Source organism: Streptomyces sp. TG1A-60 (assembly GCF_037201975.1).
Taxonomy (GTDB): domain Bacteria; phylum Actinomycetota; class Actinomycetes; order Streptomycetales; family Streptomycetaceae; genus Streptomyces.
The window spans coordinates 7,797,438-7,820,501 of the sequence record NZ_CP147520.1 but is presented as its reverse complement, the minus strand read 5'-3'; the positions used below and the strand labels follow the sequence as shown (position 1 = coordinate 7,820,501).

Here is a 23,064-nt window from a genome sequence, read left to right as displayed (position 1 = left end):
GATTGGTCCTATCCGCTGTGAGCCCAGCCTTCTGTAGCCGATCACGTGCTGACAACATGCCGAGCAACACGTCGCCCAGCATGAGCACATCGTTAGAGGTGTCCATTACGGAACACCGACCTCCTGCTGCCAGACGTAGGGAAGGGATACGCTCCGTGTGCGAAACTCGACAACCTGAAACGCGACATGTGGCTTGCCTAGTGAACCGACGGCAGGTGCCACAGGCCGGCGGCGTACACCTGCCCGGCCCGCCGCGACAGCAAGATCTGCGGGCCGTCGACGGTCTCCCGGCGCAGGATCAGGTGGACGTCCACCGGCTCGGTGTGCCGCTGCCCGCCGCTCATCGCGTGGTGTCCCCGGTGTTCAGGTCCGTCATGTGGCGCCTCCGTCCAATGAGCTCTCACGGCGGATGTCTGCGGCGGCCGCCGCTCCAGGGGCCGGCACCTGAGGTGGGGGGCCGGGGCGCGGTAGTTCTTCGGCAGGCGCGGGTTCCTCCCGCTCGGGCGGGGCGCCGGGCATCTGCCACAGGCCGCGCAGAGGAGAGAGCGCCAGGACCAGGAGCGGCACAGTGAGCAGAAGGGCACCGATGACCAGGGCGGCCCGGACACCGGCCCACGTCCCCAGTGCGCCGGCGAGCAGCGCGCCGACCGGCCTGGCACCCGATGTCAGCCAGGTGCTCACCGCCTGCATCTGAGGGGCCCCGAAGTTTCCGGACAGGCACCCAATAGGGTTGTCCTGAACAAGGAAACGAGGAAGAAGTGGCGCCACCCAGTAAGTACTCGCCGGAGTTCCGCGAGGAAGCCGTCCAGATCGCGTTGAGGTCAAGCAAGACGATCTCCGAAGTCGCCCGGGAGCTTGAGCTGAACTCGGAGACGCTACGCGGCTGGGTGAAGAAGTACCAGAAGCAGCAGGAACCGGCCCCCGACGCGGAACTGACGGTGAACGAGCGAGCGCGCCTGAAGGAACTCGAACGACGCAACCGCGAGCTGGAGATGGAAGTTACCTTCCTGAAAAAAGCCGCAGCGTACTTCGCGAAGGATCCCCGGTAGCAAGCAAGTACGAGTTCATCGACGAGATGCGGCTCGACACCGAGAAGTACGCATACAGCGTCGAGTTCATGTGCGGCCGACTCGGCGTCTCCAGATCCGGCTACTACGACTGGCGATCCCGCCCGGAATCCGCGACAGCTCAGCGGCGCGAAGAACTGAAATTGCTCATCGAGAAAGCCTTCGACATGTCCGACAGCACCTACGGGCACCGGCGCATCCAGGCCCAGCTGCACCGCTGGGGCGTCGCCGCGGGCGTGGAGTTGGTCCGCCGCCTCATGCGCGAACTGGGCCTGGTGCCCTGCCTGCCACGGCCGAAGAGGTTCAACCTCACTCAGGCTGCGGCCGGCCAGGTGCCGGACCTCGTCGGCCGCGACTTCACCGCGGATGCGCCCGGTGAAAAGCTCGTCGGTGACATTACTTATATCGCGACAGGGGAAGGCTGGCTGTACCTCGCAACGGTCATCGACTGCTGCACGAAAGAAGTGATCGGTTACGCGATGGACGACCACTACCAAACCTCACTGATATCCAGGGCGATCCGTAACGCGGCACGGAACAGGAACCTCTCGGCCGGCGCGACATTTCACTCGGATCGCGGAAGTAACTACATGTCAGCCGAGTTCGGGAAGACGCTCGACCGGTTCGGGTTCCGCAGATCTGCCGGCCGCACCGGAATCTGTTTCGACAACGCCATGGCCGAATCATTCTTCGGCGCCCTGAAGAACGAGCGCGTATCAAGGGTGACTTACCTGACCCGCGAGGACGCCCGGCAGGACATCACTCGCTACATCGAATTCTGGTACAATCGCAAACGCCTCCACTCGGCGGTGGGTTACCGCCCTCCGCGCGAAGTCCACGCCGAGTATGAGAAGTTGCGAATCGCCGCGTGAAATAAACGGTCATAAGCCTGTCCGGAAAACGTGAGGCCCCTCAATCCGTGCCTGCATGCGGGAGTTGGTGATGATCTGACGGATTGACCGCTGGGTTGTGCCCGCCGCACCGGCGCACGCCAGCTGCACGAACAGCGCCGCGCCGATCACGATCTGCCAGCCAAGGCCGGGAGAGGCGAGCAGCAGCGGAATCTGGGTCACCGGCGTGATCGCGAGCGCGGCCAGCATCATCGGCCCGGGCCCGATCCGTCGAGCAAGGGCAGGGGCGAGGAGCGCGCCAGCGGCCGCGCCCAGGGCGCCGAGCCCCAGCACGACACCGAACGCCGTGGTGCTCATCGCAAGGGTGCGCAGCAAGTACAGCGCCCACAGTGTGTTGAGCAGTGCGAGGGCGAAGGAAGTCGACGCGTTGACCAGCGTCAAGGTGCGCAGCCGGTCGTCACTGCGTACATACCCCACGCCCTCGCCGATCTCCGCCCACAGCCGACGCTCCCCGGTACGTGCCCGGTCGGTCTTGGGCATGCGGATGCGTGCGGTGCACCAGGCACTGATGAGATAGGAGAGGACGTCTCCGAGCAGGGCTCGGGCCGGTCCGACCAAGGCGGTCAGAGCGGCGCCGAGGTTGCTGCCGCCGGTCGCGGAGAGGGCGAAGAGTGCGCCGACCCGGCTGTTGCTCCGCTGGATCAAGGACCGGTCGACCAGGCTGGGCAGGATGCTGATGGCCGCCGCGTCATGCACCACGCCCGCGGCGCCCTGCACCACGGCGATCGCCATGAGCTGGGGCAGGGTCAGTGCGTCGAGGGCTGCCGCCACCGGCACCGTGGCCAGTGCGGCCGCACTGACCAGATCCCCGATGATCATCTGGCGCTGCTTGGAATGGCGGTCAGCGAGCGCCCCGGCGTGCAGGGCGAGCACCGCGGGTGGCAGCAGTCCAAGGAACGCCAACCAGGCCACCTGAGAGGTGGTGGCGTGCAGCTCCAGGACGGCGATCACCGGGATCAGCATCGAGCTGATCGAGCTGCCGGTCACGCTGGCGCTCTGCCCGATCAGGAACGTCCGGAAGTTGCGGTGCCGCCACAGCGACGTCTGGAGCTGAGCGGGAGAGTCAGCGGAGCTGGTCACGGAGCACCTCCTCCGCCTCGTCCAGGCGGGCGCACAGCACACCCAGGGCCTCGTGGCGGGCCCGCCCGTACGCCTCCAGCTGAGGGGTGACCGCGGTTGGGTCGCCGAGCGGCTCCGAGAGCGGGTACACCGAGCAGGCCAGGTAGCCGGCCGCCACCCGGGGCACCGTCATGAGGTCCTCGTCCGGCATGGCCGGGTTGGTCTCCCGGTAGGCGACGACGGCCGTGGCCAGGCCCGTGGGCCAGTCCGGGGCGGTCAGGACCGTGCGCGGATCGAGCACGATGCGTCCCAGCTCCCACATCGGGCTGCGGTGCGTCGGCGGCCGGAAGTCGACGACCGCGGCGACCTTCTCGCCTCTCAGCATCAGGTTGAGGGAGGACAGGTCGCCATGGACGATCTGCGCTGCCAGGGTCAAGGGGAGTGCTTCGAGCATGGATGCCGTGGCGGGGAGTTCGTCCAGCCGTTGTTGGGCGGCGTCTCTCGACCACGCTCCGAACGCGGAACTCGGGGGTTGCTTCGCGTAGCTGTCGAGGAGCCGTTCCAGGCGCTGGCGGCCCCGCTCGATGTCACAGACCTCGTGGGACGGGGCGCGGCGCGGCGGCCCGTCCGGATGTCGCGCGAGCGTGCGGTGCAGTCGGCCCACGGTCGCGCCGACGGCGGCCCACTGCTCGCCGTGCAGGCCGCCTTCCGCTGTCTCGGCGCCCTCGGCGAACGCGGTGACGGCCACCGCCAGGCCGCCTTCGACGGCGATGAGGTCGCCGTCCAGGGTCCGGCGCATCGCCGGCACCGGGACCCCGCCGAGTGCGGCGAACTCGGCCAGCTCGAGGGCGCGCCCCTCGGCGCCCAGGTCAGCGTGCTCTGGGTAGGCCTTCACAAACCATCGGCGGCCGTCGCCGTCCTTGGCCACGTAGTTGCACGTGGCGGTCCCTGACGGCCCTTCGCGGACGTCGGTGGGGACCACGCGGTAGTGCAGCGCCAGGATTCCCGCCACGGCCGTGACGTCGAACTGCGCGTTCAATGCCCGGCCTCCGGCCTGCCGGGGCCGTTCATCAGCCGGCGCAGCGCCCGGGCGTCCGCCTGTAGTTGGGCCTCGTCCTGGCGCCCGAGGTCGAGCACAACGAAGGGCAAGGGGCCGCCCGGCGCCGGGTCCGCACCCGCCTCCCGGCGCGGCACGACGTGATGATGGGCATGCGGAATGACGTTACCGAGGAGCAGGTAGTTCATCTTCAACGGCTGGTAGTGCGCGGCCCAGGGCGAGGGTGTCCCGCCAGAAGGCGGCGGCTTCGTCGTCCGAAAGTTCGGTGGGCTCGGCCACGTGGCGCGCGGTCACGATGGTGATGGAGTAGCCCCGGACTTGCCCGGAGCGCCAGAGATAGGACTGGGCCACCTCGCCGCGGTGCAGCAGCAGCCCCCATCCGATGTCATCGGCCGTCCAGTCGTTGCCGCACATTGGGCAGTGGTGGCCGGCGCGGTGCGCGAGGAAGTGCTCAGGCCAGGAAGAGCTGGGTGTCGGTGGGAGCGTCACAGGGGCTCACCAGCCCGTCTGGGTGTACGGGCGGCCCGCGACGATGCCTTCGATCGCCAGGCGGGTGTACGGCACGACCTTTGCCGGAAGATCCTGCGGGCTGAACCACCGCCACGCCACGCACCGGTCGGGCTCCAGGAGTTGCGGGGTACCGGACCATGCCCGGGCCTGGAAGACGAGCGCGATCCGTGCCCGCGCCGTCGGCGAGTCGACGTGGTGGACCACATGCACGAGCTCGATGTCACCGGGATCGATGATCAGCCCGGCCTCCTCCTGAGCTTCGCGCACCAAACAGCTGATGGCGGCTTCCCTCTCGCAATGACCTGCCAAAAAGTGCCATTCGTCCGGCGCGAAGGCCGAGTCGGGATGGCGCAGTCCGAGGAGGATCCGGCCCTGCTCGTCCTGGAGGTGAAGGTGGACGCCGATGATGTGGAGTTCGGTCCCCTCCGGTGCCTCTTCGTGCAGTGGGCGGATGCGGTCCGGCGGGCTGCCGGCCGGGGGGTGCTCGGCCGCGTGGCGGCGGATCAGGTCGCCGAGGCCGGGACTCATGGCTAGTCGGTCCAGCATGTCGGGGGTGAACCATTGCAGGAGGACGCCCTCTTGTAGGTCCGCCGTGTCGGGGTGTCCGCTCCAGCGGGCCGTGAAGACCTTGATCGGCACCGCGAGGCCGTCGACGCTCGTCGCCTCTTCGACTGCGTAGGGCGCCAAGCCCACCGGTGCAAGGCCGGGGGCCTCCTCGGCGAGCTCCCGCCGCAAGGTGTCCTCCAGGCACCGGTCATCCCTTTCGCGCCCGCCTCCCAGGAGGTCGAAGACCCCGGGCGCCCAGATTCCCTCCCGCAGATCCCTGAGATGAAGCAGGTAGCGTCCGAAGCCGTCGTGGACCAGAGCCGACGCGTTGACTGGCTCCGGCTGCCCGTCGAGCCCATCGGCCTCGGCATCCAGCAGCTTGGCCCGCAGCGTTAGGGACCTGACGTCGGCGAACGCAAGCCACTGGGAACCCGAGACCTCTTCGTCCTGGAGCCTGAGCGGCGGCAGCTGCTCGGTGCTGACGTAGAAGGCGAAGCGGAAGTCGAAGTGCTGATGGCTCGGCTCGCCCTTTGCGGGATTGGCGTCGATCCCGTGCACGTCGATGTCGATCGGGCCGCCCAGGAACTGCGGGGTCAGACACAGGTCACCGGGCCGGATGCCCGTCTCCTCGGACACCTCCCGAAGAGCAGCGGCCATCAGGCTCCGGTCCGCCTCGGCGTGCCCGCCCGGGGTGAGCAGCAGCCCAGTGGCCTTGTGGACGATGTGCAGTACGCGCCGGTCTCGGTCGATGACGACCGCGCTGCAGGTGACGTGGCCGGGAAAAGTCGCCCGGCTGGACGGGTCGTCCGGCCCGTCCAGGACGGCAAACAGGCCGGCCAGGGACTCTCGCTCGTGCGGGTGCCGAGTCAGGTAGCTGTCGAGGGTCGCGCGGATGTGGGAGCGGGTGATCGGCACGTCAACACCTCGGAGAAGCATGGAAGGGCTGGTGGATGGGTCGAGGGTGGGCGGGTCAGCGGGGGCCGTGCGCCCGGGCGGAGCTGGTGAAGTGGTGTCGGGGCCCTTCACGCGCGGGTTCCGTGCTTCTCGCCGTCCGGCTCCGAGGTGACCTGGTAGGACAGCAACTGCTGGAACAGGCCGCCTTCTTGGGCCGCGAGGTCCTTGTAGGTGCCCTCCTGCACGACTCTGCCCTCGCTGAGGACAACGATCCGGTCGGCCACGGCGACGTTGGTGATGCGATGCGTGACCAGCAACACCACCCGGTCCTGGGCCAAGTCCCGCAGCCGCTGGAAGATTCTGTATTCGGCGCGAGGGTCGAGGTTGGCGGTCGGCTCGTCGAGGACCAGGAGCCCTGCCTCGCGGAAGAATGCCCGGGCGAGCGCGATGCGCTGCCACTGGCCGCCGCTCAGTTCCTCGCCGTTCAGCCACTCGCGGGCCAGGAGCGTGTCCAGGCCGGCGCCGAGCTTGTCGACGACCTCGTCCGCGTCGGAGGCCTCGCAGGCTTCGAGGACCGCCGCGTCACCGCGGGCCGTGGGCTGCCCCTGGGTGACATTCTCGCGGACCGTCAGCGGCCAGTGCGCGTAGTCCTGCGGCACCAGGGCCACCTCCTGCCACAGTGCCTGCGGGTCGGCGTCGTCGGTGGGGACGCCGTCCCACAGCACCTGTCCTCCAGTGGGCAGGTACAGGCCGCTGACCAGCTTCGACAGCGTTGATTTCCCCGATCCGTTGAAGCCGACCAGTGCGGTGACCTCGCCCCGGCGCAGCGTGAGCGAGACGTCGGACAACGCGTCCTGGTCCTTCCCGGCGTAGCGGTGCGAGACCGACTTGATCTTGATCTCGTTTGGTGGCGCTGGCCGGTGCTCGCCGCGGCGCATGGTGTAGCCGCCGGCCAAGTCGAGGAACCGGGTCCAGTCGTCCATGTAGAGGCCGGTACGCACGGCACGGGCCCCGACGGCGACCAGCCCGCGTACCGACTGGCCCACCGTCTGCAGAGCGAAGACGGCCGTGCCGGCGTGGCCGACGCTGATGCGGCCGGTGGCCAGCAGCCACACCACCGCCGCCCACACGACAGCCGATCCGAGGCCGCCGCACAGCGCGCCGAACAGCGACATGCGGGCACCCTGGTCGGCCGCGGTCCGGTCTTCGCGGTTGATCCGGGCGACCGTCTGCCGGTACCGGCCGGACAGGAAATCGGCCATGGTGCCGGCACGGATCTGGTCGGCTGCCTCGCGGGTGAAGATGTGCCAACGCAGCACCGACAGCATGCGGTTGTCGCCGTTGCTGCGGAGGTTCGCCAGGTAGCGGACCCGGGCGGCGCTGACCTGGGCGAGGGCCTGCGGCAGGCTGGCCACGACCAGAAGGGGAAGCAGCACCCAGCTCACCCCGGCCAGCACGATGGCCCCGGCGAGGAAGGAAGCTGAGCTGTACTGAGATTTGTGGAGTCCCTGATGCCAGGGTTACGGTCCTGGCGAAGGAGAACCACGAGCACCATGGCAGTACCCCGTAAGTACCCGGACGAGCTCCGCGAGCGCGCGGTCCGTGAGGTCCGCAGCACCGGCCGACCGATTGCCCACGTCGCGAAAGACCTCGGCATCCACAAGGAGGCCCTGCGCGGCTGGGTCCGCCAGGCCGAGGCCGATGGCGGCGAGCGTGACGACCGGCTCACCACCGCCGAGCGCGAGGAACTCAAGCAACTCCGCAGGGAGAACGCCGAGTTGAAGCGGGCCAACGAGATCCTGAAAGCCGCCAGCGTGTTTTTTGCCCAGGAGATCGACCGTCCCCGGACGAGGCCGAGCAGGTGATCGACCACCTGCGTGACAAGGGCCTCGGGGTCGATCCCGTCTGCCGGGTTCTTGAGCTGTCGCCGTCGACGTACTTCGCCCGCAAGAAGCGGCCGAAGTCGGCCCGCCGGCTCCGCGACGAACAGCTCATGCCGCTGATCGAGCAGGTCCATGGCGAGTCGGGCGGCACCTATGGTGCCCGCCGGATCACCCGGGCCCTGCGCCGCAAGGGGGTCGACGTGGCCCGTTGCACCATCGAGCGGCTGATGGCCGAGCTGGGTCTGGAGGCGTGATCCGTGGTCAACGCCGGCGGACCACCGTGGCGGAGCCGTCGGCGCCGCGCCCGCCGGACCTGGTCGACCGCGACTTCACCGCCTCACGGCCCGATCAGCTGTGGGTGGCGGACATGACGTATGTCCGCACCTGGTCGGGCTGGGCATACGTGGCGTTCGTCCTCGACGTGTACTCGCGGATGATCGTCGGCTGGCAGATCGCGAACCATATGCGGACCGAACTGCCCCTGGAAGCCCTGGAGATGGCGCTGTGGAGACGGAGGATCAAGAAGGACTCCGGCCTCATTCATCACAGCGACCGCGGGTCGCAATACGTATCCATTCGGTATACCGACCGGCTTGCCGAGATCGGCGCCTCGGCGTCGGTCGGGTCCGTCGCGGACAGCTATGACAATGCGATGGCCGAGGCTCTGAACGGCACTTTCAAGGCCGAGCTGATCGAGATGCAGGGCCCCTGGAAGGATGTCGACCAGGTCGAACGGGCGATCTTCCAGTGGGTCACGTGGTACAACGAGGAACGGCTCCACTCCGCCCTCGACTACCTACCGCCCGCCGAGTACGAACACGACTGGTGGCGACAACAGGAAGCCACCCCGCAGTCCGCCTGAAACAAGATCACCGGACTCTACGAAACTCGGGGCAGCTCAAGCCGCCGAGGCGATCAGGTCCTGGCCCTCGTTGACCAGGTCGCCGGTGACCTGTGCTCCGCGGTCGGCGGCTTCGCGGTCGCGGTTGAAGTCGGGGTCGTCGTAGGCGGAGAGCTCCACCTCGGCGCAGCCGGTCAGCAGCATCTGCTCGGCTTCGCGCGACATGAGCGGGCCCAGTCGGGAGGAGAGCCAGCTGACGGTGATGCCCAGCAGCGCCCGCACCCCGGTTGCAGCCGCCAGCAGGGCTACGGACGGCCACGCCTGGAGGAGCCGGTGGTAGACGTCGCCACTGGTCAGCAGTGCGGTAAGGGTTCCGCTGATCGCGATGAGGCCCAGGGCCTGCATGACGCCGGCGACCGCCTGGCACAGCAGGAGACCGGTGGTGGCCTTCCGGTCGACGCGCCAGGCCAGTGCCAGCGAACGCCGCACCAGCTGGGGCAGGCGCCGGGCCATGTCCCGCATCCGGATGGAGCGGCCGGCCGCCTCGCGGCTGCCGGTCAGGTCCACGTACCGCATCTCCGGGGCGGGGGAGGGCTGCTCCGCGCCGGCGCCCGGCGCGGCTTGCGGTGACGCGGCCGGCGGGGCGGGCGGAAGGGGGGTGGGGCGCGGCCCCGGGACGGTCTCGGCGGTTTCATCGGTCGACTCACTCATGCCGCCCACCTCGTATCCAGACGTGCTGAGCAGCGGGTGTCGTCAACACGGCGCACCGTCACGGGGGTGGGCCGTCGTTCGATTCCGGAGAGCTGATGCACGGGGGTGGGGGCGGGATTCATGATGTCCTCCATCTGGGCGGGGAAGTGGCACTGGTGCTCTAAGAACGCGTCGGATCGGGCTCCGTCACGGCTCATTTCGTGAACACACGTTCTGATCGGGCTGTTGGGGCGGGCAGGGTGCGGCGGCGGGCCTTGAAATCTGTTCGACGCAGTTGGCTCACTCCTTCGGGGGATTGCCGTGCTGGTGAGGCTGAGCACGATAGGTGTCGTATTTGCATGACAACTGTCGTAAGTCGCGCCTGACTCCTGCCGCAGGAGCGCTCTCGGATCCCTATCCACGAGTCACCGGCCACGACTCCGCCCGGCACGGCACCACCAGCCTGTTCGCCGCACTGGATGTGTCCAGCGGCGTGGTGATAGCCGAACATCGCTGCGGAGTTCCTGAAGTTCCTCATCGCCATGGCACTGATCTGTGACAACCCGTACTTCGCACCGTCACCCGTTAGGAACGCCTCAACTCAAGATCGTTGGCTGATCTCGCCCACACCGGCTCAACTGTGGTGGCTCGCACGGCGCTAGAGTCTGTGTCAACGCCGTTGCGTTTATGTCCGTGAGCGGTTCGCAAGTCCGTGCTCGAAGAACGTGATGGCGGTTCGGATGGTGTAGTTCTGGCTGGTCGTGGGCTGTTGTCCGGCGTTCGGTCCGTACTTGCTGGTGGGGTTCTTGCGGGTGCGGGCCTTGACGCGGTGCTGGTGGCGGGCGGGGTGCAGGGCGTCGAGGACGGTCCGGCCGATGGTGCCGAGGAGTTCGGCGGGTCCCGCCGGGGGCAGGATTCCGGTCGCGGTGGTGACGGTGTCGGCAGCGGTGGTCTGCAGGACGGTGAAGCTGATGCGGTCCATGTCCAGGCCGGGCCGGGTGCAGGCGGTGTCGGCGGCGGCGCGGATCAGGGCCTGGTAGGTGGTGAGCAGGGCGTAGACCTCCTGGTCGAGGCCGGTCAGGCTGCGGGAGCGCAGGACGCGGCCATCCAGCATGGTCGCCTTGATCGAGAAGTACGTCGTCTCCGACTGCCACCGCTCGTGGTAGAGATCCACGAGTCCGGCGGCCGGGTGGGCGGCCGGGTCGAGGAGGCTGGTGAGCAGGCGCCACTGCTCGGTGCGGACGGTGCCGTCGGCCAGCGTGACGGTCACGGATGCCTCGATGACGCGGACGGTCAGCAGGACGGGCAGGACGCCGTAGCCGATCCGGGCCAGGTAGGAGCCGTCGCCCAGGCGCCGGAAGGGGGTGGGTATCCGGCGGGCGGAGGAGCGCACCAGGAACTGGGCGCCGGTGGCCTGGACGTCCCGGGCGAACTCGGCTCCATCGAAGCCGGCATCGGCCAGCAGGAGCATCGTGCGGTCCAGCACACTCAACAGGCGGCCTGCGTAGGTGAGTTCGCCGTCACTCTCGGGACCGAACGCGGCGGCCAACACGGCACGGGTGCCACACTCGACCAGGACCACGAGTCGCAGCAGCGGGTAGCCGAACTCCACGCTCTCGCCCGCTCGCTTGGGATAGCGCCAGGTGAGCGCCTCCTCATCGGGCACGTGCAGCAGGGTGCCGTCCACGGCCACGGTCCGCAGCCCTCGATAGAACGAACCGGCCTGCCCGATGTGGGCGACGGGCCCGGCGATGATCTCGAACAGCCGTCGCAGCGGTGCTGCTCCTATTCGCCGTCGGGCCCTGGACAGCGAGGAGACCGCCGGACGCACCAACGGCAGTCCCTCCAGCCCTGCCGTCAGCTTGCCCCACACGCCCCGATAGGAGCAGTCCTCGAACAGGGCCAGCGCGAGGACGAAGTAGACCACAACCCGGGACGGCAGCAGTCGCAGCCGTTTCTCACGTGACCTGGTCTCCTCGATCACCGTGTCCACCAGTACGAAGTCCACGATCTGGGTCAACTCGCCCAAGTGACCGGGCGCGTACACACCCCCGGCCGCCTCGACCGTGCGCGTGATGACAGACTTCTCCTGCAACGGGACTCCCGATGATCTTCTTGCTCGACACAAGCTGATCTATCAGGACGTCCCGTTGCGTCATTCACCAGGGCTTGACCTGCGACTCAAGACTCAAACGCAACGGCGTTGGAGTCTGTGTGATGTTGTGATCAATCGATTGCTTGCAGGAGATCTCCGAGCCAGATCATCGAGGCCCGCAGCTCGAGGCCGGCGAGGTAGCTCTCGGGCGTTTTGTCGAAGCGTGTGGCGATGCCGCGCCAGTCCTTCAGCCGGTTGATCGCCCGCTCGACGGTGTTTCGATCACGGTAAAGATCGGCGTCGTGGGTGACGGGACGCCGCCCCGGCTGCCTTTCTTCTTGCGGTTGGCGGCCTGGTCCTTCTTCTCCGGGATGACCGCCTTGATGCGACGTCTGCGCAGGTAGGCGCGGTTGGCGCGGGACGAGTACGCCTTGTCCGCGGCGACCGCGCCCGGCCGGGTGCGGGGCCGGCCGACCGGCAGACGGACGCGGATCTTCTTCAGCACGGGGACGAACTGCGGGCTGTCCGCGGCCTGCCCGGCGGTCAGGACGAACGACAGAGGCCGGCGCTTCCGGTCGGCGGCGAGGTGAATCTTGCTGGTCAGTCCGCCGCGGGACCTGCCGAGCAGAGCTTCCTTCAGACGGATCCTGTGTCGGCGTCGGACGCGTCGGCGCTCTTCCCGCTCGAGCTCGGTTCCGTCGTCCCGCCCGTTCTGTTCCGCTCCGCCGCCCCTTTTTGCCGGGCCTGCTCCTGCTCGGCGGCGGCTTCCTCCAGAGCCTCCATGACGTCCTTGCCGACGATCATCCCGGCGGCGTCGTGATGAGCACGGACGGTCGTGGAGTCCACGCTGACCAGGGACAAGTCTGTCCTGCCCTGACGGGCGGCTTCCGCGATCAGGCCCTCCAGCAGGGCGGTGAAGACACCAGCGTTCCGCCAGACCCGAAAGCGTCCGTAGACGGTCGGCCAGGGCCCGAACTCCCCCGGCATCTCCCGCCACTGCGCGCCTGTCCTGAACCTCCAGATCACCCCCTCGAACTGATCCCGCAGCCGCCCGGGGTACGGGCCGTACTCACCTATCGGCAGGAACGGCTCGATCAACTTCCACTGCTCGTCGGTGAGTTGCCTGCGCGTCACGAAAGTCTTCCTACCGGATCCGCCTTCCAGATGGATCCGGATCGGCAAGATTGATCACGACATCACACAGGCCCTAACTGCCCGATGGCGACGGATCGTGCCCGGTTGATCTTCACGATCGCGTGGCCTGCGAAGTACGAGTGACAACTACGCCACCCCAAACCCCGGGCCGCGGCCATGCACAAGTGACTGCTGCGTCACCCGCGCTTCCGCCCCCGCACTTCACCTCGCTCAGCGCGTCATGGCTCAACCTGGTCGTGCGGTGTTTCGCCGAGCTGACGAGCCGCAAACCCGGCTGCTCCGCCACCGCAGCGTCGTCGCACTGGGGAAAGACGTCCGTGCCTGGTTCAAGCAGTGGAGGGCGGGCCCCGAAGCTCTTCGCGTCGACCAGGGCCGACGACGAGATCCTCGACAGCCCTCGCCGCATACTGCCCACAGCATTAGCCCTGGATATTCAGCGGAATTGGGTGACCTGACGCCCCGATAGCAGAATGGTGCCGCTGACCTGCGAGGATGCGAGTGTCTACGTCGTATCCGCTGCAAGAATCAGGGCACCAATCTGGTGAGCAAGAGTACAGGGTGGGACCGTCGGCTGTCCGTGGTGGCTGACGGGAAGAGACTGATCGGGCATGCCGGTGCGGTGCTGTTGCGCCGGTGCGCGGACCGCACAGGGCTCACCGGGGCGCTGGCGAAGGAGTTACCGTCCAGCACAGCGGCCGGCTGGCGGGAACGGGCGGGCGTCCTGGTGCACCTGGCCGTCGCGATCGCGCTCGGGGCGGCGAACCTGTCGGAGGCCGAACAACTCCAGCTTCATCACCGGCCGTTGTTCGGGCCGTCGGCCTCGGACTCCACCGCTCGCCGCACCCTGGCCGCGCTCGACGAGACAGTCCTGGCGAAGATTGCGAAGGCGCGGGCGCGGGTGCGCCGGCATGTGTGGAGTCTGCTGCGTCTGCGGCCGGGCGGCTTCCCCTGGCTGACGGTGGCGGGCAAACGGCTGACCGGCTGGATCGTCATCGACATCGACGCCACCATCATCACGTCCGCGTCCAAGAAGGCGGGGGCAGCAGTCACCTTCAAAAAGACGTTCGGGTTTCATCCGCTGGCCGCGTGGTGCGCGAACACCACCGAATCGCTGGCGATGCTCCTGCGTCCGGGGAATGCCGGAGCAAACACGGTGGCCGACCACATCACGGTGCTCACCGACGCCCTCGCCCAGATCCCCGGCTCCTCAGCAGCGAAGATCCTCATCCGGCTGGACGGGGCCGGGGCCACCCACGGGCTGCTGGAACACCTCGAAGCGTTGAACACCACGCGGCGTACGGTCCGCTACACGGCCGGCTGGACGATCACCGAAGACGACGAGAAGGCCATCGCAAAGCTGCCCAAAAGCGCCTGGGAGACCTCCCTGCACCAGGACGGCAGCCTCCAAGAGGGCTACTTCGTCGCCGAGTTGACCGGGCTGAACACCCGTGAGGGCTGGCCGGAGGGCATGCGGCTGATCGTGCGCCGCGTCAGGCCCACCCGCCGGCACCTGAAGAAACTGACCGCCTTCGAGAAGAAGACCGGCTGGCGGTACTGCATCACCGCCACCAATATCCGGCACATGTGGGGCATCGCCGGCTCGGGCCACAGCCAGTTCCTGGACGTCCTGCACCGCTCGCACGCCAAAGTCGAGGACCGGGTCCGCACCAACAAGGCGACGGGACTGGACAATCTGCCGTCCGCCTCCTGGGAAGTGAACCGCGGCTGGATGCTCGCCGCGAACCTCGCCGCCGATCTCGACGCCTGGGTTCGGCTGCTGGCCCTGCACGACATCGAGGGCCTGGCCGACGCCGAGCCCAAGACCATGCGCTTCCGCCTCTACCACCTGCCCGCCCGCCTCGCCGACCACGCCCGACGCCGATGGCTGCGCATCGACGCGACCTGGCCCTGGGCCCAAGCGTTCACCACCTGCTGGCAGCGGCTCACCGCCCTCCCAGCTGTCACCTGACAGCCGGGCACTGCCCCGACAAACACCAGGAAGGAGAAGACCGGCAGCACTCCGGGCCCGTGGAACCCGGCGCACCCGCGGCGTCACGCGACGGCCCACCTCGAACGGCCCGAGGACATTACGGGCGAACTGCCGAGCAGGCCAGCCACCGAACCCCGCTGACGAATCGAGGTTACTGCGGTCACTCGCAGATTTCACGAGTTACTGCAGATATCTAACACGAGCGATCGAGGGCGCACGGCACCCTCATCGACCTGCTGAAATGCAGGTTTCCACGCCGCCAGCACTTCAACGGAACCTGCGCGTACTCCACTACTCAGCACGGAGCCGTCAGGCAACGACCAGGAGCCTCGTCCCGTCACGGGCCATGATCCGCCCCGCTTTGTCACCCTTACGCCGCAGGATGAGAAGAGTTCAGTCAGTTGCACTCGCGTCACGCAAGACGGTCTATCGGATCAGACCCCGGCGCGAAGGCACATCCCGCAAATTGATCACGACTCAACACACGCCCTTAAAACACTCCCGTACACGCCCTCACGCGACCATGATCATGGATGGCTACTCGGCGTCACCACCGACTACGGGCCAGAGCCGCTCGTTTGACAGACCCCGAGACGGCAATGCGGGAACAGACACATCGCCAGCAGGAAGTAGACCCCGACCCGCGACGGCAGATCACGCAGCCGCTGCTGCACCGTCCGCGTCTCCGCAAGGACCGCGTCCACGAGCTCAAACGGCACGACCGCCGTCAGTTCCCCCAGATGCCCGGGAGCGAACCGGCCCCCGGCCACGGTGACCGTTCGGGTGATGGCCGTCAGCGCAGACGGCAGGACACAATGACGGGGCAACGGAGCTCCTTCGGGACAAACTGTCTTGGTCGACTGCCTGTACCAACGAGCTCCGTTGCTCTACGTCGAGAATCCTTCAACTCACTTGCGTGACCTGCGAAAACGCTAACTACCCGGCCTTGGGTCAAGGCCCGCCTGCATCAGGTGCTGCGTGATTGCGGGCAAACAGACCGTCCTCACCGACCAGCCGCAGTCCGCCGCCGGGGGCCCTTTCCTTGGCCAGCAGCGTCAGCGCGTCCAGCAGGTCCAGACCCAGCCCGTCCACGGACTCCGGCATTCTCCTCGTGTCCGCACCGTCTGCGGCCGTCCCGTCGACGGCAAGCGACACGCCGCCCACTGCCTCGAGAGAGTGAGTCTTCTGGATCGTCATCAGGTGTCCCTTCTGGTGAAGTTCCCGCCCAGTTCATGACACTCCCCCTTACGCAGTACGAGTGAATGAGCCGATTGTTCAGTTCGGGCAGGTGGCGAGTCTTCTACCGTCTCTGAATGGATCCGAGGGCTGCAGGAAAAGCCCTGCGGGCGGGGGACGGGTGGAAAGGCGCACCTGATGTCGGGGTTGAGGAAGTCGCCGGACGCGCTCAGGGTCCGGGCGGGCCGCTGCTATCGGACCGGGGCGTGGGCCTGGGGCGCGGTGGTCGTGGCCTGTCTCGTGGGAACAGCACTGACCTTCAGCGGGCCGTGGGCGGCGGGGAGCATAGCGGCGCGGATGGTGACTTTCGGGCCGTCCACCGGTTGCTGGGTGTTGGCAGCCTCCCTGGTGCTGCGTGCGTGGGGTGCGAGTGGACGGGTGCGGACGCGTCTGCTGCTGTTGGGAAGTTCGGCGGTAGCCGGGGGTGTGTACCGGGGGGCGGTCAACGTACTGTCGGCTCATCCCCCGGGTTCAGGACGGGACGAGCGACCGCTGCTAGGTTCGGTGGTGGTAACCGGAGTGACGCTGGCGGTTGGCCTGGGGATGGCCGGTCTGATGGTCGCGGCCGAGGCCGGTAAAGGCCGGCACGTGTTGCTGCGGCGCGTACTTGACGGGATCGTCACAGCCGGGGCCGTGTTCATGACGGGATGGGTACTGCTGCGGGGGGTCAGTGACGGCTGGCGGCTGGGGACGGGGATGGTCGGTGTCCTCTGGACCGCGGAGGTCGTGTTCCTCAGTTTCCTGTTCGCCCTGCGCCGTCTCGTACGGAGCGACCAGAGAGTCACCTTGTGGGTTGGGATCGTCGGGCTGTCCCTCATGCTGATCGGCGACACCCTTCGACTGTGGACGGTCGGCCCGCACAGCCCCGAGGCGATGTCCTGCCAGCTGGTCGACACCTGCAATACCGCGGGCCTGCTGGTGGTTGCTGTCGGCCCTTGGTTGCCCGGCGGAGCGAGCGTCCTGGGCACTGCTCAGCCGACGTTGCGATGGGGGATAGAGGGTGCAGCGGCGTTCATTCCCCTGACGGTCTGCACGGTCACGGCGCTGGCATATGTGTTGACTCCTCCTGCCCGTGACCCGGTGCCGCTGTTGGTCGGCGGGACGGCGCTGCTGAGCCTCTGGGCACGCCAGACGTTCCTACCAGGCGGTAACGCCAGAAACGACGACTGAGAGGGCGTTTACGTAGGCACATTCCGAAACAGGGCGAAATAGATCAGAATATCCATCTTAAATCATAGCAAACGCCCATCAAATGTTTATCGGGCGCATGGGATGGCGCTCCGTTCCGTCCGTGATTGCGGAGAGGATGCGGTGTGGCGGTACTTCGCCTGCGGGTGATCCTGCCCGGCATCCCGGGGGGTGGTGCGGGCGCGGTGCTGACAGCCTCAGTCTGGTTGCCAGCAGGCTGGACGGCTGCCGTGGCCGCTTCCGTGACCGATGTCTTCGCGGAGGAGGCGAGGACCGCTCTCTTGATGCACCGTCAGCAACGTCACGCAGCTGCGGCTCGAGGGAGAGAGCTGATCGCTCGAGCGCAGCGGGTGCGGAATCCGGTGGATCCGATCAGCCTGGAGGTCCCATCCGGCATAGTGCCCGCCAGGGGGCCAACCGAGTGCCTACGCTCGTCGAACGAGACCGCTTCGACGACGTCGTGCAGCGGGTCAGGCAGGGCAGCTTCGTCCTGATCGTGGGTGACTCGACGGCCGGCAAGTCCCGGCTGCCCTACGAGGCCATGCGCATGGCCATTCCCGACTTCGTCCTGCCGCAGGCGCGGCGTCGGACAACTTGCAGGCGCCTCACACTGTCAGCGCGGCCGCCGTTGTGTGGCGTGATTCGACGAATTCGACCAACTCCTGCGGGCCGAAGGCATCACTCTGGAGATGGTCAAAGCGATGCTCGCCGATCCGGAACGGCAAGTGGTGCTCCTGGGGCCGACGCGCAGCAAGGAGTACGACAGGTACAGCGCACGGCAGCGTGATGACGTCACCAACGCAGCGACCTGGCGGGCTGGCCGAGAGGTGCTGCTCCACGCCGGTGAACCGGTGGAGCTGAGCAGGCCGACACGCGACGATCCCGACGCAAACAGTGAACCAGTACCGCCCGATCGGAGCAGCGTCAATGAGCGGCCGGCTCAGCGCCCCGGCGGCCGGAAGTGGGCGTAGGGTGGATACGGTTTGAAACAGATCAGCACCTCGAGGGGGTGCCCGCCGCCGGGCTCCTGGATCAGCGTCGGGAGCGCCGTCATCAGCGCCGAGTGTCCGTTGACGACGTCTTTCTGGTGCGGGCCCCAGCCAGCCGCTTGGGCGAAGTACGTCGCGGTCTCGGCGAAGACGTCCCGGCTGCCGAACAGGAAGAACGTTCGGGCATGGGTGGCGTGCCGCAGTTCGTCCCGGAAGTCGACCCGGTCCCGGTGTTCTCGCCAGGAGGCGGCGTCGCGGGCGGTGCGTACCTCGTTGGTGCGGACGGTCAGCGCAGTGCCGTTCACCAGCTTGCGCCGCAGCTCGGGCCACTTGCTGGGGCGCAAGCCAAGTGTGTGGTGGGCCAGGACGAGGTCGACCAGCGCACCGGTGCCCTCATCGGGCGGGATGCCGTCGCGCAGTGGTACGTGGACGATCGTGTACCGGGAGTAGGCGGCGAAGGAGAACAGGCCCGCGAGCCGGTTCAGCCCATCGTGGTCGCCGAGCAGCAGGCCGATGGGCTCGGGGGCGCGCAGTGACGTGTGACGAAGGGGCTGCCGGGGCTGGACGACACGGTGCTCGGCCGACCCGGTCCGCGGCCGGAACTGGCGCAGCCTCAGCCGCATACGGAGTACCTCATGGCCTCAGGATTCCCGACGGCGAGTCTCCTCGGCAACGGAGATTCCCCCGGTAGCGGTCAGCTGGCCTCGTTCCGACCGAGCCATAAGGATCACGGATGTGGCCACCACGGTCTCCAGTGAGGCTCCGCCAAGCTCGTTTCCGCAGTTCAGTGGGGCTGGTGTGATGCGTTGGTGAGGTCCTCACGCTGGCAGGTGGCGTGATCGTCGGGGCGAGATCATCCGCCCGCTCCGTCAGCGCTGTACTTCGCTGTTCGCCAGAACGAGCAGGGCCCGCAGGAGCGTGGTCGCCTGCCGGGTGTCCGTGCGGAGTTTGGTCAGGATCCGCCATGACTTGAGGTTCGCGAAGCCATGTTCGTTGGCGGCGCGTTCGCGGCTGACCAGGCGGTTCGCTTCCCTCTCGGCGACGGTCAGCTTGTGGTTGCGGGTGGCCTTGCGGCCGGTGATGATCACCGGGTCGTCTTCGGGCTTGTCGTCGAGGCCGACGAAGCCGAGGTCGGCCAGGGCGCCGAGGCCGGCTTCCCTCAGATGTCCGGTGATCTTGTTGTGGCGGGCGGTGGTGATCTCGCTGCACCGGCCGGGCTTGGCCGCGGAGATCCAGATCAGGTTGCCCTTCTCGTCGGTGACAGCGAGAAACAGCAGGCCATGGGCCTTATGTTTGCCGGAGTAGTTCTTCCGGTCGTCCCTCCCGGTGCGGCGGTGGGTGCGGATCAGGGTGCCGTCGAGGAGGACCACGACCCCGCCGCTGCGGGCGATCTTCTTGCATGCGCGGTCCAGGCGCGGGGCGCGGGCGGCCAGCAGCTTGACGACTTCCTTCACCCAGCGGCGGACGGTGGATTCGCCGACCTGGTTGCCGCCGGCCATGTCGGCCAGGCGCTGGTCGTGACGGAGTACGGCGAGCACGATGACGGCCTGCTTACCGGGTTCGGCCTTGCGCCAGACAGAGCGCATCCGGTTGCGGCGTTGGCGTATCAGGTCGGCGACGAGATCGATGGTCCGCTTCGACAGCGGGAGGCGGACCTGGTAGACAACATCCCGAGGGCCCTCGGCGGGCTGGTTTTTGGTCACACACTTACCAACTCCCGCCGGGGGCACTCGCGTTATGGCAGGAATCGGCCCGTCCGGCCAGCGGCGTTACTGGTCAGCGGGGAAGGTAACGCCCGGACGCGGTACGTGAGAGCCAGCCCCGGTCGGCAAGTTTGCGCAGCTGGCCCCGGACCGGCTCGATCTTCGCCGGACTCGCCTCCCGGCCCAGCCCGAGGGCGACGTCCTTGGCCATCACCGGACCGTCCGCCCCGGCCACGATCTCCATGATCCGTCGATATTCTGAGGTCAGGACCTCCAGTCCCATCCCCTCGACGCGGTCCGGCACCACTCGCATCCCGCCCGCACCCGGACCCACCGTCACAACGGCCGGCTCCGGCTCCGGCTCCGGCTCCGGCTCCGGCTCCGGCGACACGATGCCCGGCGGTCGCCGTCCACCATCAGTGGCCTCGGCCCACTGCCCGAACACCACCTCGGCGGCCTCCAACCGGGCGACCTCCGTTTCGAGTTCACCCAGCTCCTTGCGCAGCAGCTCGGCACGTTTCGCCAGCTCAAGCCGCCGCTCGATCGTCCACGCCAGCACGTCCGTCATGAACATCCCTCCCAGCGCAGAACCTACGCGGCGACCCCCGAACCTCACTCCAGAACCCACGAGAACACCTGCGCCAGACGATCTCGTGCTAACGATCACCCCACCTGCCAGCGTGAGGACCTCACCGACCCATCACACCAGCCCCACTGAACTGCGGAAACGAGCTTGGCGGAGCCTCAGTGGGACAGCCGGGCGCTGCCCGGCATCCACGTCCGGCTGCGGCGTCGTTGTCTGCTGCCCGCCGAGCATCTGCTCGACGGCGGTTACACCTCTGCGTGTCGTCCAGTCGCGGGTGACCGCCGTTGCATCGCCGTCGTGGCCGGCGCTTGGCGGCCACCCGCTGATTGACCGGCACGCTTCAGTTGTCACTCCCCGCGATGGGGCAGAGCACGTGCTCGTCCGGAGTCAGCCCTGGTCCTCTGACGAGGGGTAGATCCGCCACAGCTGGGAGAGGTTCGGTCCGCCCCACATGCGGGTCAGGCCTACCAGCCGGTCGTTGCCCTGGAGGTGGTCGGCGATGGCCAGGGCGTAGCGCGGGTGCACGACCGAGATCATGTAGAAGTCATTGCCTCGCTCCGCGTGGGACACCAGTCGCCAGTGCTGGCTGAGGCTGTCCGTGCCTTCTCGCAGGGTCACGGTGTCGGACGGGTTGGCCCCTGCGGTGAGGCAGCGGTGGTTGGCGTACGACTCGATGCGCACGGTGCCGTCGGCGTTCTGCCGCAGGAACCACCGGTGCGAGTTGTTGTCCTTGGCGAACGGGTCCTGTGCCCAGGTCTGGGTGTGGTTGCCGACACCGTCGTGCCAGCCGTTGCACATGAAGTAGGTGCCGGTGACGTGGTGGGTCATCGTCACCGATCCGCCCGCGAGCAGTACGAGGTCGGTCAAGTCAGTGCTCCTCAGCCTCGAGAGTTCTTCACAGGAGAGGGCGCCCCTGCAACTCAGCGTAGGCAGTCGGCTGTTGCTTCACAGCGTGGCGAACCGGTCGTTTCGCGAGGCCGGAGCCTGTCTGGGAGGTCTCGAACGGGTGGACGGCGCTAGTCGAACCACCTGACCGAGCGTCACCCACAAGTCGCGCACGCGGCGCAACGATGTGGCAGCGCACCGCTGGATTCGATCGGGCGGGGTGAACGCCACGCGGCAGGCGAGAGCGGCAAGAACGAGAAACCGACACCGTCCCGACGAGGCGGCTGTCTCATACGTTTTCCCTGTCGCACAGTTCAGAGCCAGCAGGCCGGTGTCGCTCCAGTTGCGGGAGACGGCCTGCCCTGCGCGGCGGCCCAGGCCGGGCGACGTGATCGCGTTGCACGGTCTGCTCTGGCCGGACGAAATCCGCGACCCCACCCCCGTGGTCCCCCCTCAGGTCCAACCGGACGAGGACGAGATCGACGAAGCCGTGGCGCTGATCGAGGCCAGGGCCCTCGACGACCTCACCGGCCCGGAGTTCACCGACCGGTACACCGAGGCCATGCACACGGTGATCGAGGCCAAGCCGGAAGACCGCCAGCTGCCAGAGGCTCCGGAGCCGGAGGCCCGGCCGAGGCAGCTGCTGGACCTGATGGCCGCGCAGCTCCTTGTCGTTACCTGGCACCTTGAGGTCAGGGCTGGGTGGTGTCCACGATGAAGCGGCGACTGAGACTGATCTCGCCCGAGAGCAGACCCAGGTCGGTGGTCACCGTCAGCTCGTACTCCCCGTCCCGCAACGCCCCCACATCGAGCACCCTGTGGTTTCCGACCCACAGGGTGGGGACGATCTCGCCATCCAGCCTGACCTCGACGTTACGCAGCGCCTCATTGTGCAGCGCCTCGTCGTCGCTGCGACCGACCGTGTCCACCGTGAGCGTGGCCTCGGAGAGCGCGGCGGCGTTCAGCACGCCGCTGCTGGGGATGCCGTGTATCCGGAGCTCCGGCTGATTCACCGCGTTGGCCACCGCGATGCTGCCGATCGCCAGGGCGGCGGCGCCAGCGGCAACCAGAAGTGTGATGAGCACCCTGCGCAGGGACCGGGTTCGCACAGGGTCCGACGTCTTCATGGCCAGCCGCATGGACACATCCTTCGAGGAGTTGCTGCTGTGGGTCGTCGGCCCCGCCTCTTCGTCCCGCCCGTGGCCTTTGCATCGGCCTCCTGCACCGGACTTGAGGACGGACGGGCCCGAGGACACGGACTCGCGGGTGTCCGGCGACCCTGATGGTGCCACCTCAACCGTCACGGAATCCAGTTCACCCTCCCCCTCCACTAGTGTCATGAGTCTCAGGAAGCCCGTGGAAGCATCCGGGATCATGGCGCGCATGGGTCGGCCGACGGTCGAAACGGTCCTGCCGGATGACGAGCGTGAGACGTTGCCGCGCTGGTCGCGGCGGGCAACGTCCGCGCAGGCTCTGGCACTGCGGTGCCGGATCGTCCTGGCGGGCGCTGACGGGTTGTCGAACACTCAGGTGGGCTCCGGCCTCGGGATTCATCCGACCACGGTGGCTACGTGGCGAAAGCGGTTCGCGGCCGACCGACTTGAGGGCCTTGCCGACGAGAAGCGGTGTGGGCCCGCGCCCACGGTGACGGACGAGCAGGTCGAAGAGTGATCGTGCGGACTCTGGAGACGACGCCGAAGCGTGCCAAGGTCGCGCGGCAGAGGCGGAGGCCGGTGGGACCCCGAGTGATCTCCGCGGGGCCGCGGCGGGGATACTGGC

The 23,064-nt window shown here is 67.8% G+C and carries 19 protein-coding genes and 5 pseudogenes; 6 read left to right on the top strand and 18 right to left on the bottom strand.

The window, feature by feature from the left end; genetic code table 11:
• Nucleotides 1-197: 197 nt before the first annotated feature.
• Nucleotides 198-344, bottom strand: a complete 147-nt coding sequence (locus tag WBG99_RS34455) for a hypothetical protein (RefSeq protein ID WP_338900146.1) — start codon at nt 342-344, stop codon at nt 198-200.
• A 28-nt stretch (nt 345-372) separates the two neighbouring features.
• On the bottom strand, nt 373-681 hold the full coding sequence (locus WBG99_RS34450) for a hypothetical protein (protein WP_338900144.1): 309 nt from the start codon (nt 679-681) through the stop codon (nt 373-375).
• 77 nt (nt 682-758) lie between these two features.
• Between WBG99_RS34450 and WBG99_RS34445 the strand changes: the two genes are divergently transcribed.
• Nucleotides 759-1,939, top strand: a protein-coding gene (locus tag WBG99_RS34445) for an IS3 family transposase (protein ID WP_338895115.1) whose coding sequence is annotated in 2 segments (ribosomal slippage) — nt 759-1,023 and nt 1,023-1,939 — 1,182 coding nt in all. Because the reading frame shifts where the segments join, the coding sequence is not laid out codon by codon here.
• A gap of 9 nt (nt 1,940-1,948) precedes the next feature.
• Here the strand turns inward: WBG99_RS34445 and WBG99_RS34440 are convergent.
• From WBG99_RS34440 to WBG99_RS34415, 6 genes and pseudogenes are all read right to left on the bottom strand, one after another.
• Entirely contained in the window at nt 1,949-3,058 is a 1,110-nt protein-coding gene (locus WBG99_RS34440; RefSeq protein WP_338900142.1) for an MFS transporter, read from the bottom strand.
• Nucleotides 3,042-4,076, bottom strand: a complete 1,035-nt coding sequence (locus WBG99_RS34435) for a phosphotransferase (protein WP_338900140.1) — start codon at nt 4,074-4,076, stop codon at nt 3,042-3,044. The genes WBG99_RS34440 and WBG99_RS34435 overlap by 17 nt, the downstream gene beginning before the upstream one ends.
• The gene (locus tag WBG99_RS34430; protein WP_338900138.1) at nt 4,073-4,282 is read right to left on the bottom strand and encodes a hypothetical protein; all 210 of its coding nucleotides are present in this window, start codon (nt 4,280-4,282) and stop codon (nt 4,073-4,075) included. Before WBG99_RS34430 ends, WBG99_RS34435 begins: the two co-directional genes overlap by 4 nt.
• Nucleotides 4,260-4,508: a hypothetical protein gene (locus tag WBG99_RS34425; RefSeq protein WP_338900136.1), complete on the bottom strand. Its 249-nt coding sequence runs from the start codon at nt 4,506-4,508 to the stop codon at nt 4,260-4,262. The genes WBG99_RS34430 and WBG99_RS34425 overlap by 23 nt, the downstream gene beginning before the upstream one ends.
• An 81-nt stretch (nt 4,509-4,589) precedes the next feature.
• Entirely contained in the window at nt 4,590-6,065 is a 1,476-nt protein-coding gene (locus WBG99_RS34420; RefSeq protein WP_338900134.1) for an NUDIX domain-containing protein, read from the bottom strand.
• Nucleotides 6,066-6,172: 107 nt separating this feature from the next.
• Nucleotides 6,173-7,531 (bottom strand): annotated as a pseudogene (locus WBG99_RS34415) (ABC transporter ATP-binding protein); the annotation flags it as partial.
• Between the two features lie 66 nt (nt 7,532-7,597).
• Here WBG99_RS34415 and WBG99_RS34410 point away from each other — a divergent pair.
• Nucleotides 7,598-8,789: pseudogene (locus WBG99_RS34410) on the top strand (IS3 family transposase).
• Nucleotides 8,790-8,828: 39 nt separating this feature from the next.
• On the opposite strand, the pseudogene WBG99_RS34405 reads toward WBG99_RS34410, so the two are convergent.
• The 3 genes and pseudogenes from WBG99_RS34405 to WBG99_RS34395 all read right to left on the bottom strand — a co-directional run.
• A pseudogene (locus WBG99_RS34405) lies at nt 8,829-9,344 on the bottom strand (ABC transporter ATP-binding protein); the annotation flags it as partial.
• A gap of 799 nt (nt 9,345-10,143) precedes the next feature.
• Nucleotides 10,144-11,553 carry an IS4 family transposase gene (locus WBG99_RS34400; RefSeq protein WP_338895810.1) on the bottom strand — a complete coding sequence of 470 codons (1,410 nt, stop codon included), beginning with the start codon at nt 11,551-11,553 and terminating at the stop codon, nt 10,144-10,146.
• A 131-nt stretch (nt 11,554-11,684) separates the two neighbouring features.
• Nucleotides 11,685-12,687: pseudogene (locus tag WBG99_RS34395) on the bottom strand (IS5 family transposase).
• A gap of 562 nt (nt 12,688-13,249) precedes the next feature.
• Here WBG99_RS34395 and WBG99_RS34390 point away from each other — a divergent pair.
• A complete protein-coding gene (locus WBG99_RS34390; RefSeq protein ID WP_338900132.1) occupies nt 13,250-14,677 on the top strand; it encodes an IS1380 family transposase in 1,428 nt (475 codons plus the stop codon).
• Between the two features lie 626 nt (nt 14,678-15,303).
• Here the strand turns inward: WBG99_RS34390 and WBG99_RS34385 are convergent.
• Together WBG99_RS34385 and WBG99_RS34380 are read right to left on the bottom strand one after the other, a co-directional pair.
• A pseudogene (locus WBG99_RS34385) lies at nt 15,304-15,495 on the bottom strand (transposase domain-containing protein); the annotation flags it as partial.
• A 154-nt stretch (nt 15,496-15,649) separates the two neighbouring features.
• The gene (locus WBG99_RS34380) at nt 15,650-15,895 is read right to left on the bottom strand and encodes a hypothetical protein (RefSeq protein ID WP_338900130.1); all 246 of its coding nucleotides are present in this window, start codon (nt 15,893-15,895) and stop codon (nt 15,650-15,652) included.
• A gap of 558 nt (nt 15,896-16,453) precedes the next feature.
• Between WBG99_RS34380 and WBG99_RS34375 the strand changes: the two genes are divergently transcribed.
• Entirely contained in the window at nt 16,454-17,104 is a 651-nt protein-coding gene (locus WBG99_RS34375; RefSeq protein WP_338900128.1) for a hypothetical protein, read from the top strand.
• 958 nt (nt 17,105-18,062) lie between these two features.
• On the opposite strand, the gene WBG99_RS34370 is transcribed toward WBG99_RS34375, so the two are convergent.
• The 4 genes from WBG99_RS34370 to WBG99_RS34355 all read right to left on the bottom strand — a co-directional run bounded on the left by WBG99_RS34370 (nt 18,063) and on the right by WBG99_RS34355 (nt 21,267).
• Nucleotides 18,063-18,734, bottom strand: coding sequence for a hypothetical protein (locus WBG99_RS34370; RefSeq protein ID WP_338900126.1), 672 nt, complete (start codon nt 18,732-18,734; stop codon nt 18,063-18,065).
• 246 nt (nt 18,735-18,980) lie between these two features.
• On the bottom strand, nt 18,981-19,814 hold the full coding sequence (locus WBG99_RS34365; protein ID WP_338900124.1) for a transposase family protein: 834 nt from the start codon (nt 19,812-19,814) through the stop codon (nt 18,981-18,983).
• A 73-nt stretch (nt 19,815-19,887) separates the two neighbouring features.
• Nucleotides 19,888-20,382 carry a hypothetical protein gene (locus WBG99_RS34360; RefSeq protein WP_338900122.1) on the bottom strand — a complete coding sequence of 165 codons (495 nt, stop codon included), beginning with the start codon at nt 20,380-20,382 and terminating at the stop codon, nt 19,888-19,890.
• A gap of 405 nt (nt 20,383-20,787) precedes the next feature.
• Complete coding sequence (locus WBG99_RS34355; RefSeq protein ID WP_338900120.1) at nt 20,788-21,267, bottom strand: hypothetical protein; 480 nt, start codon at nt 21,265-21,267, stop codon at nt 20,788-20,790.
• Nucleotides 21,268-21,673: 406 nt separating this feature from the next.
• Between WBG99_RS34355 and WBG99_RS34350 the strand changes: the two genes are divergently transcribed.
• Nucleotides 21,674-22,003, top strand: coding sequence for a hypothetical protein (locus WBG99_RS34350; protein ID WP_338900118.1), 330 nt, complete (start codon nt 21,674-21,676; stop codon nt 22,001-22,003).
• On the opposite strand, the gene WBG99_RS34345 is transcribed toward WBG99_RS34350, so the two are convergent.
• Nucleotides 21,978-22,424 carry a hypothetical protein gene (locus WBG99_RS34345; protein WP_338900116.1) on the bottom strand — a complete coding sequence of 149 codons (447 nt, stop codon included), beginning with the start codon at nt 22,422-22,424 and terminating at the stop codon, nt 21,978-21,980. The genes WBG99_RS34350 and WBG99_RS34345 overlap by 26 nt on opposite strands.
• A 199-nt stretch (nt 22,425-22,623) precedes the next feature.
• On the opposite strand from WBG99_RS34345, the gene WBG99_RS34340 reads away from it, so the two are divergent.
• Nucleotides 22,624-22,956, top strand: a complete 333-nt coding sequence (locus WBG99_RS34340) for a helix-turn-helix domain-containing protein (RefSeq protein WP_338900114.1) — start codon at nt 22,624-22,626, stop codon at nt 22,954-22,956.
• The last annotated feature ends 108 nt before the right edge of the window (nt 22,957-23,064 follow it).

Coding starts and splice junctions, on each gene's coding strand:
- WBG99_RS34430 (WP_338900138.1), bottom strand. CDS start 4,282: ATGAACTACCTGCTCCTCGGTAACGTCATTCCGCATGCCCATCATCAC.
- WBG99_RS34380 (WP_338900130.1), bottom strand. CDS start 15,895: ATGACGATCCAGAAGACTCACTCTCTCGAGGCAGTGGGCGGCGTGTCG.
- WBG99_RS34425 (WP_338900136.1), bottom strand. CDS start 4,508: ATGTGCGGCAACGACTGGACGGCCGATGACATCGGATGGGGGCTGCTG.
- WBG99_RS34345 (WP_338900116.1), bottom strand. CDS start 22,424: ATGCGGCTGGCCATGAAGACGTCGGACCCTGTGCGAACCCGGTCCCTG.
- WBG99_RS34455 (WP_338900146.1), bottom strand. CDS start 344: ATGAGCGGCGGGCAGCGGCACACCGAGCCGGTGGACGTCCACCTGATC.
- WBG99_RS34370 (WP_338900126.1), bottom strand. CDS start 18,734: ATGCGGCTGAGGCTGCGCCAGTTCCGGCCGCGGACCGGGTCGGCCGAG.
- WBG99_RS34340 (WP_338900114.1), top strand. CDS start 22,624: ATGAGTCTCAGGAAGCCCGTGGAAGCATCCGGGATCATGGCGCGCATG.
- WBG99_RS34360 (WP_338900122.1), bottom strand. CDS start 20,382: ATGACGGACGTGCTGGCGTGGACGATCGAGCGGCGGCTTGAGCTGGCG.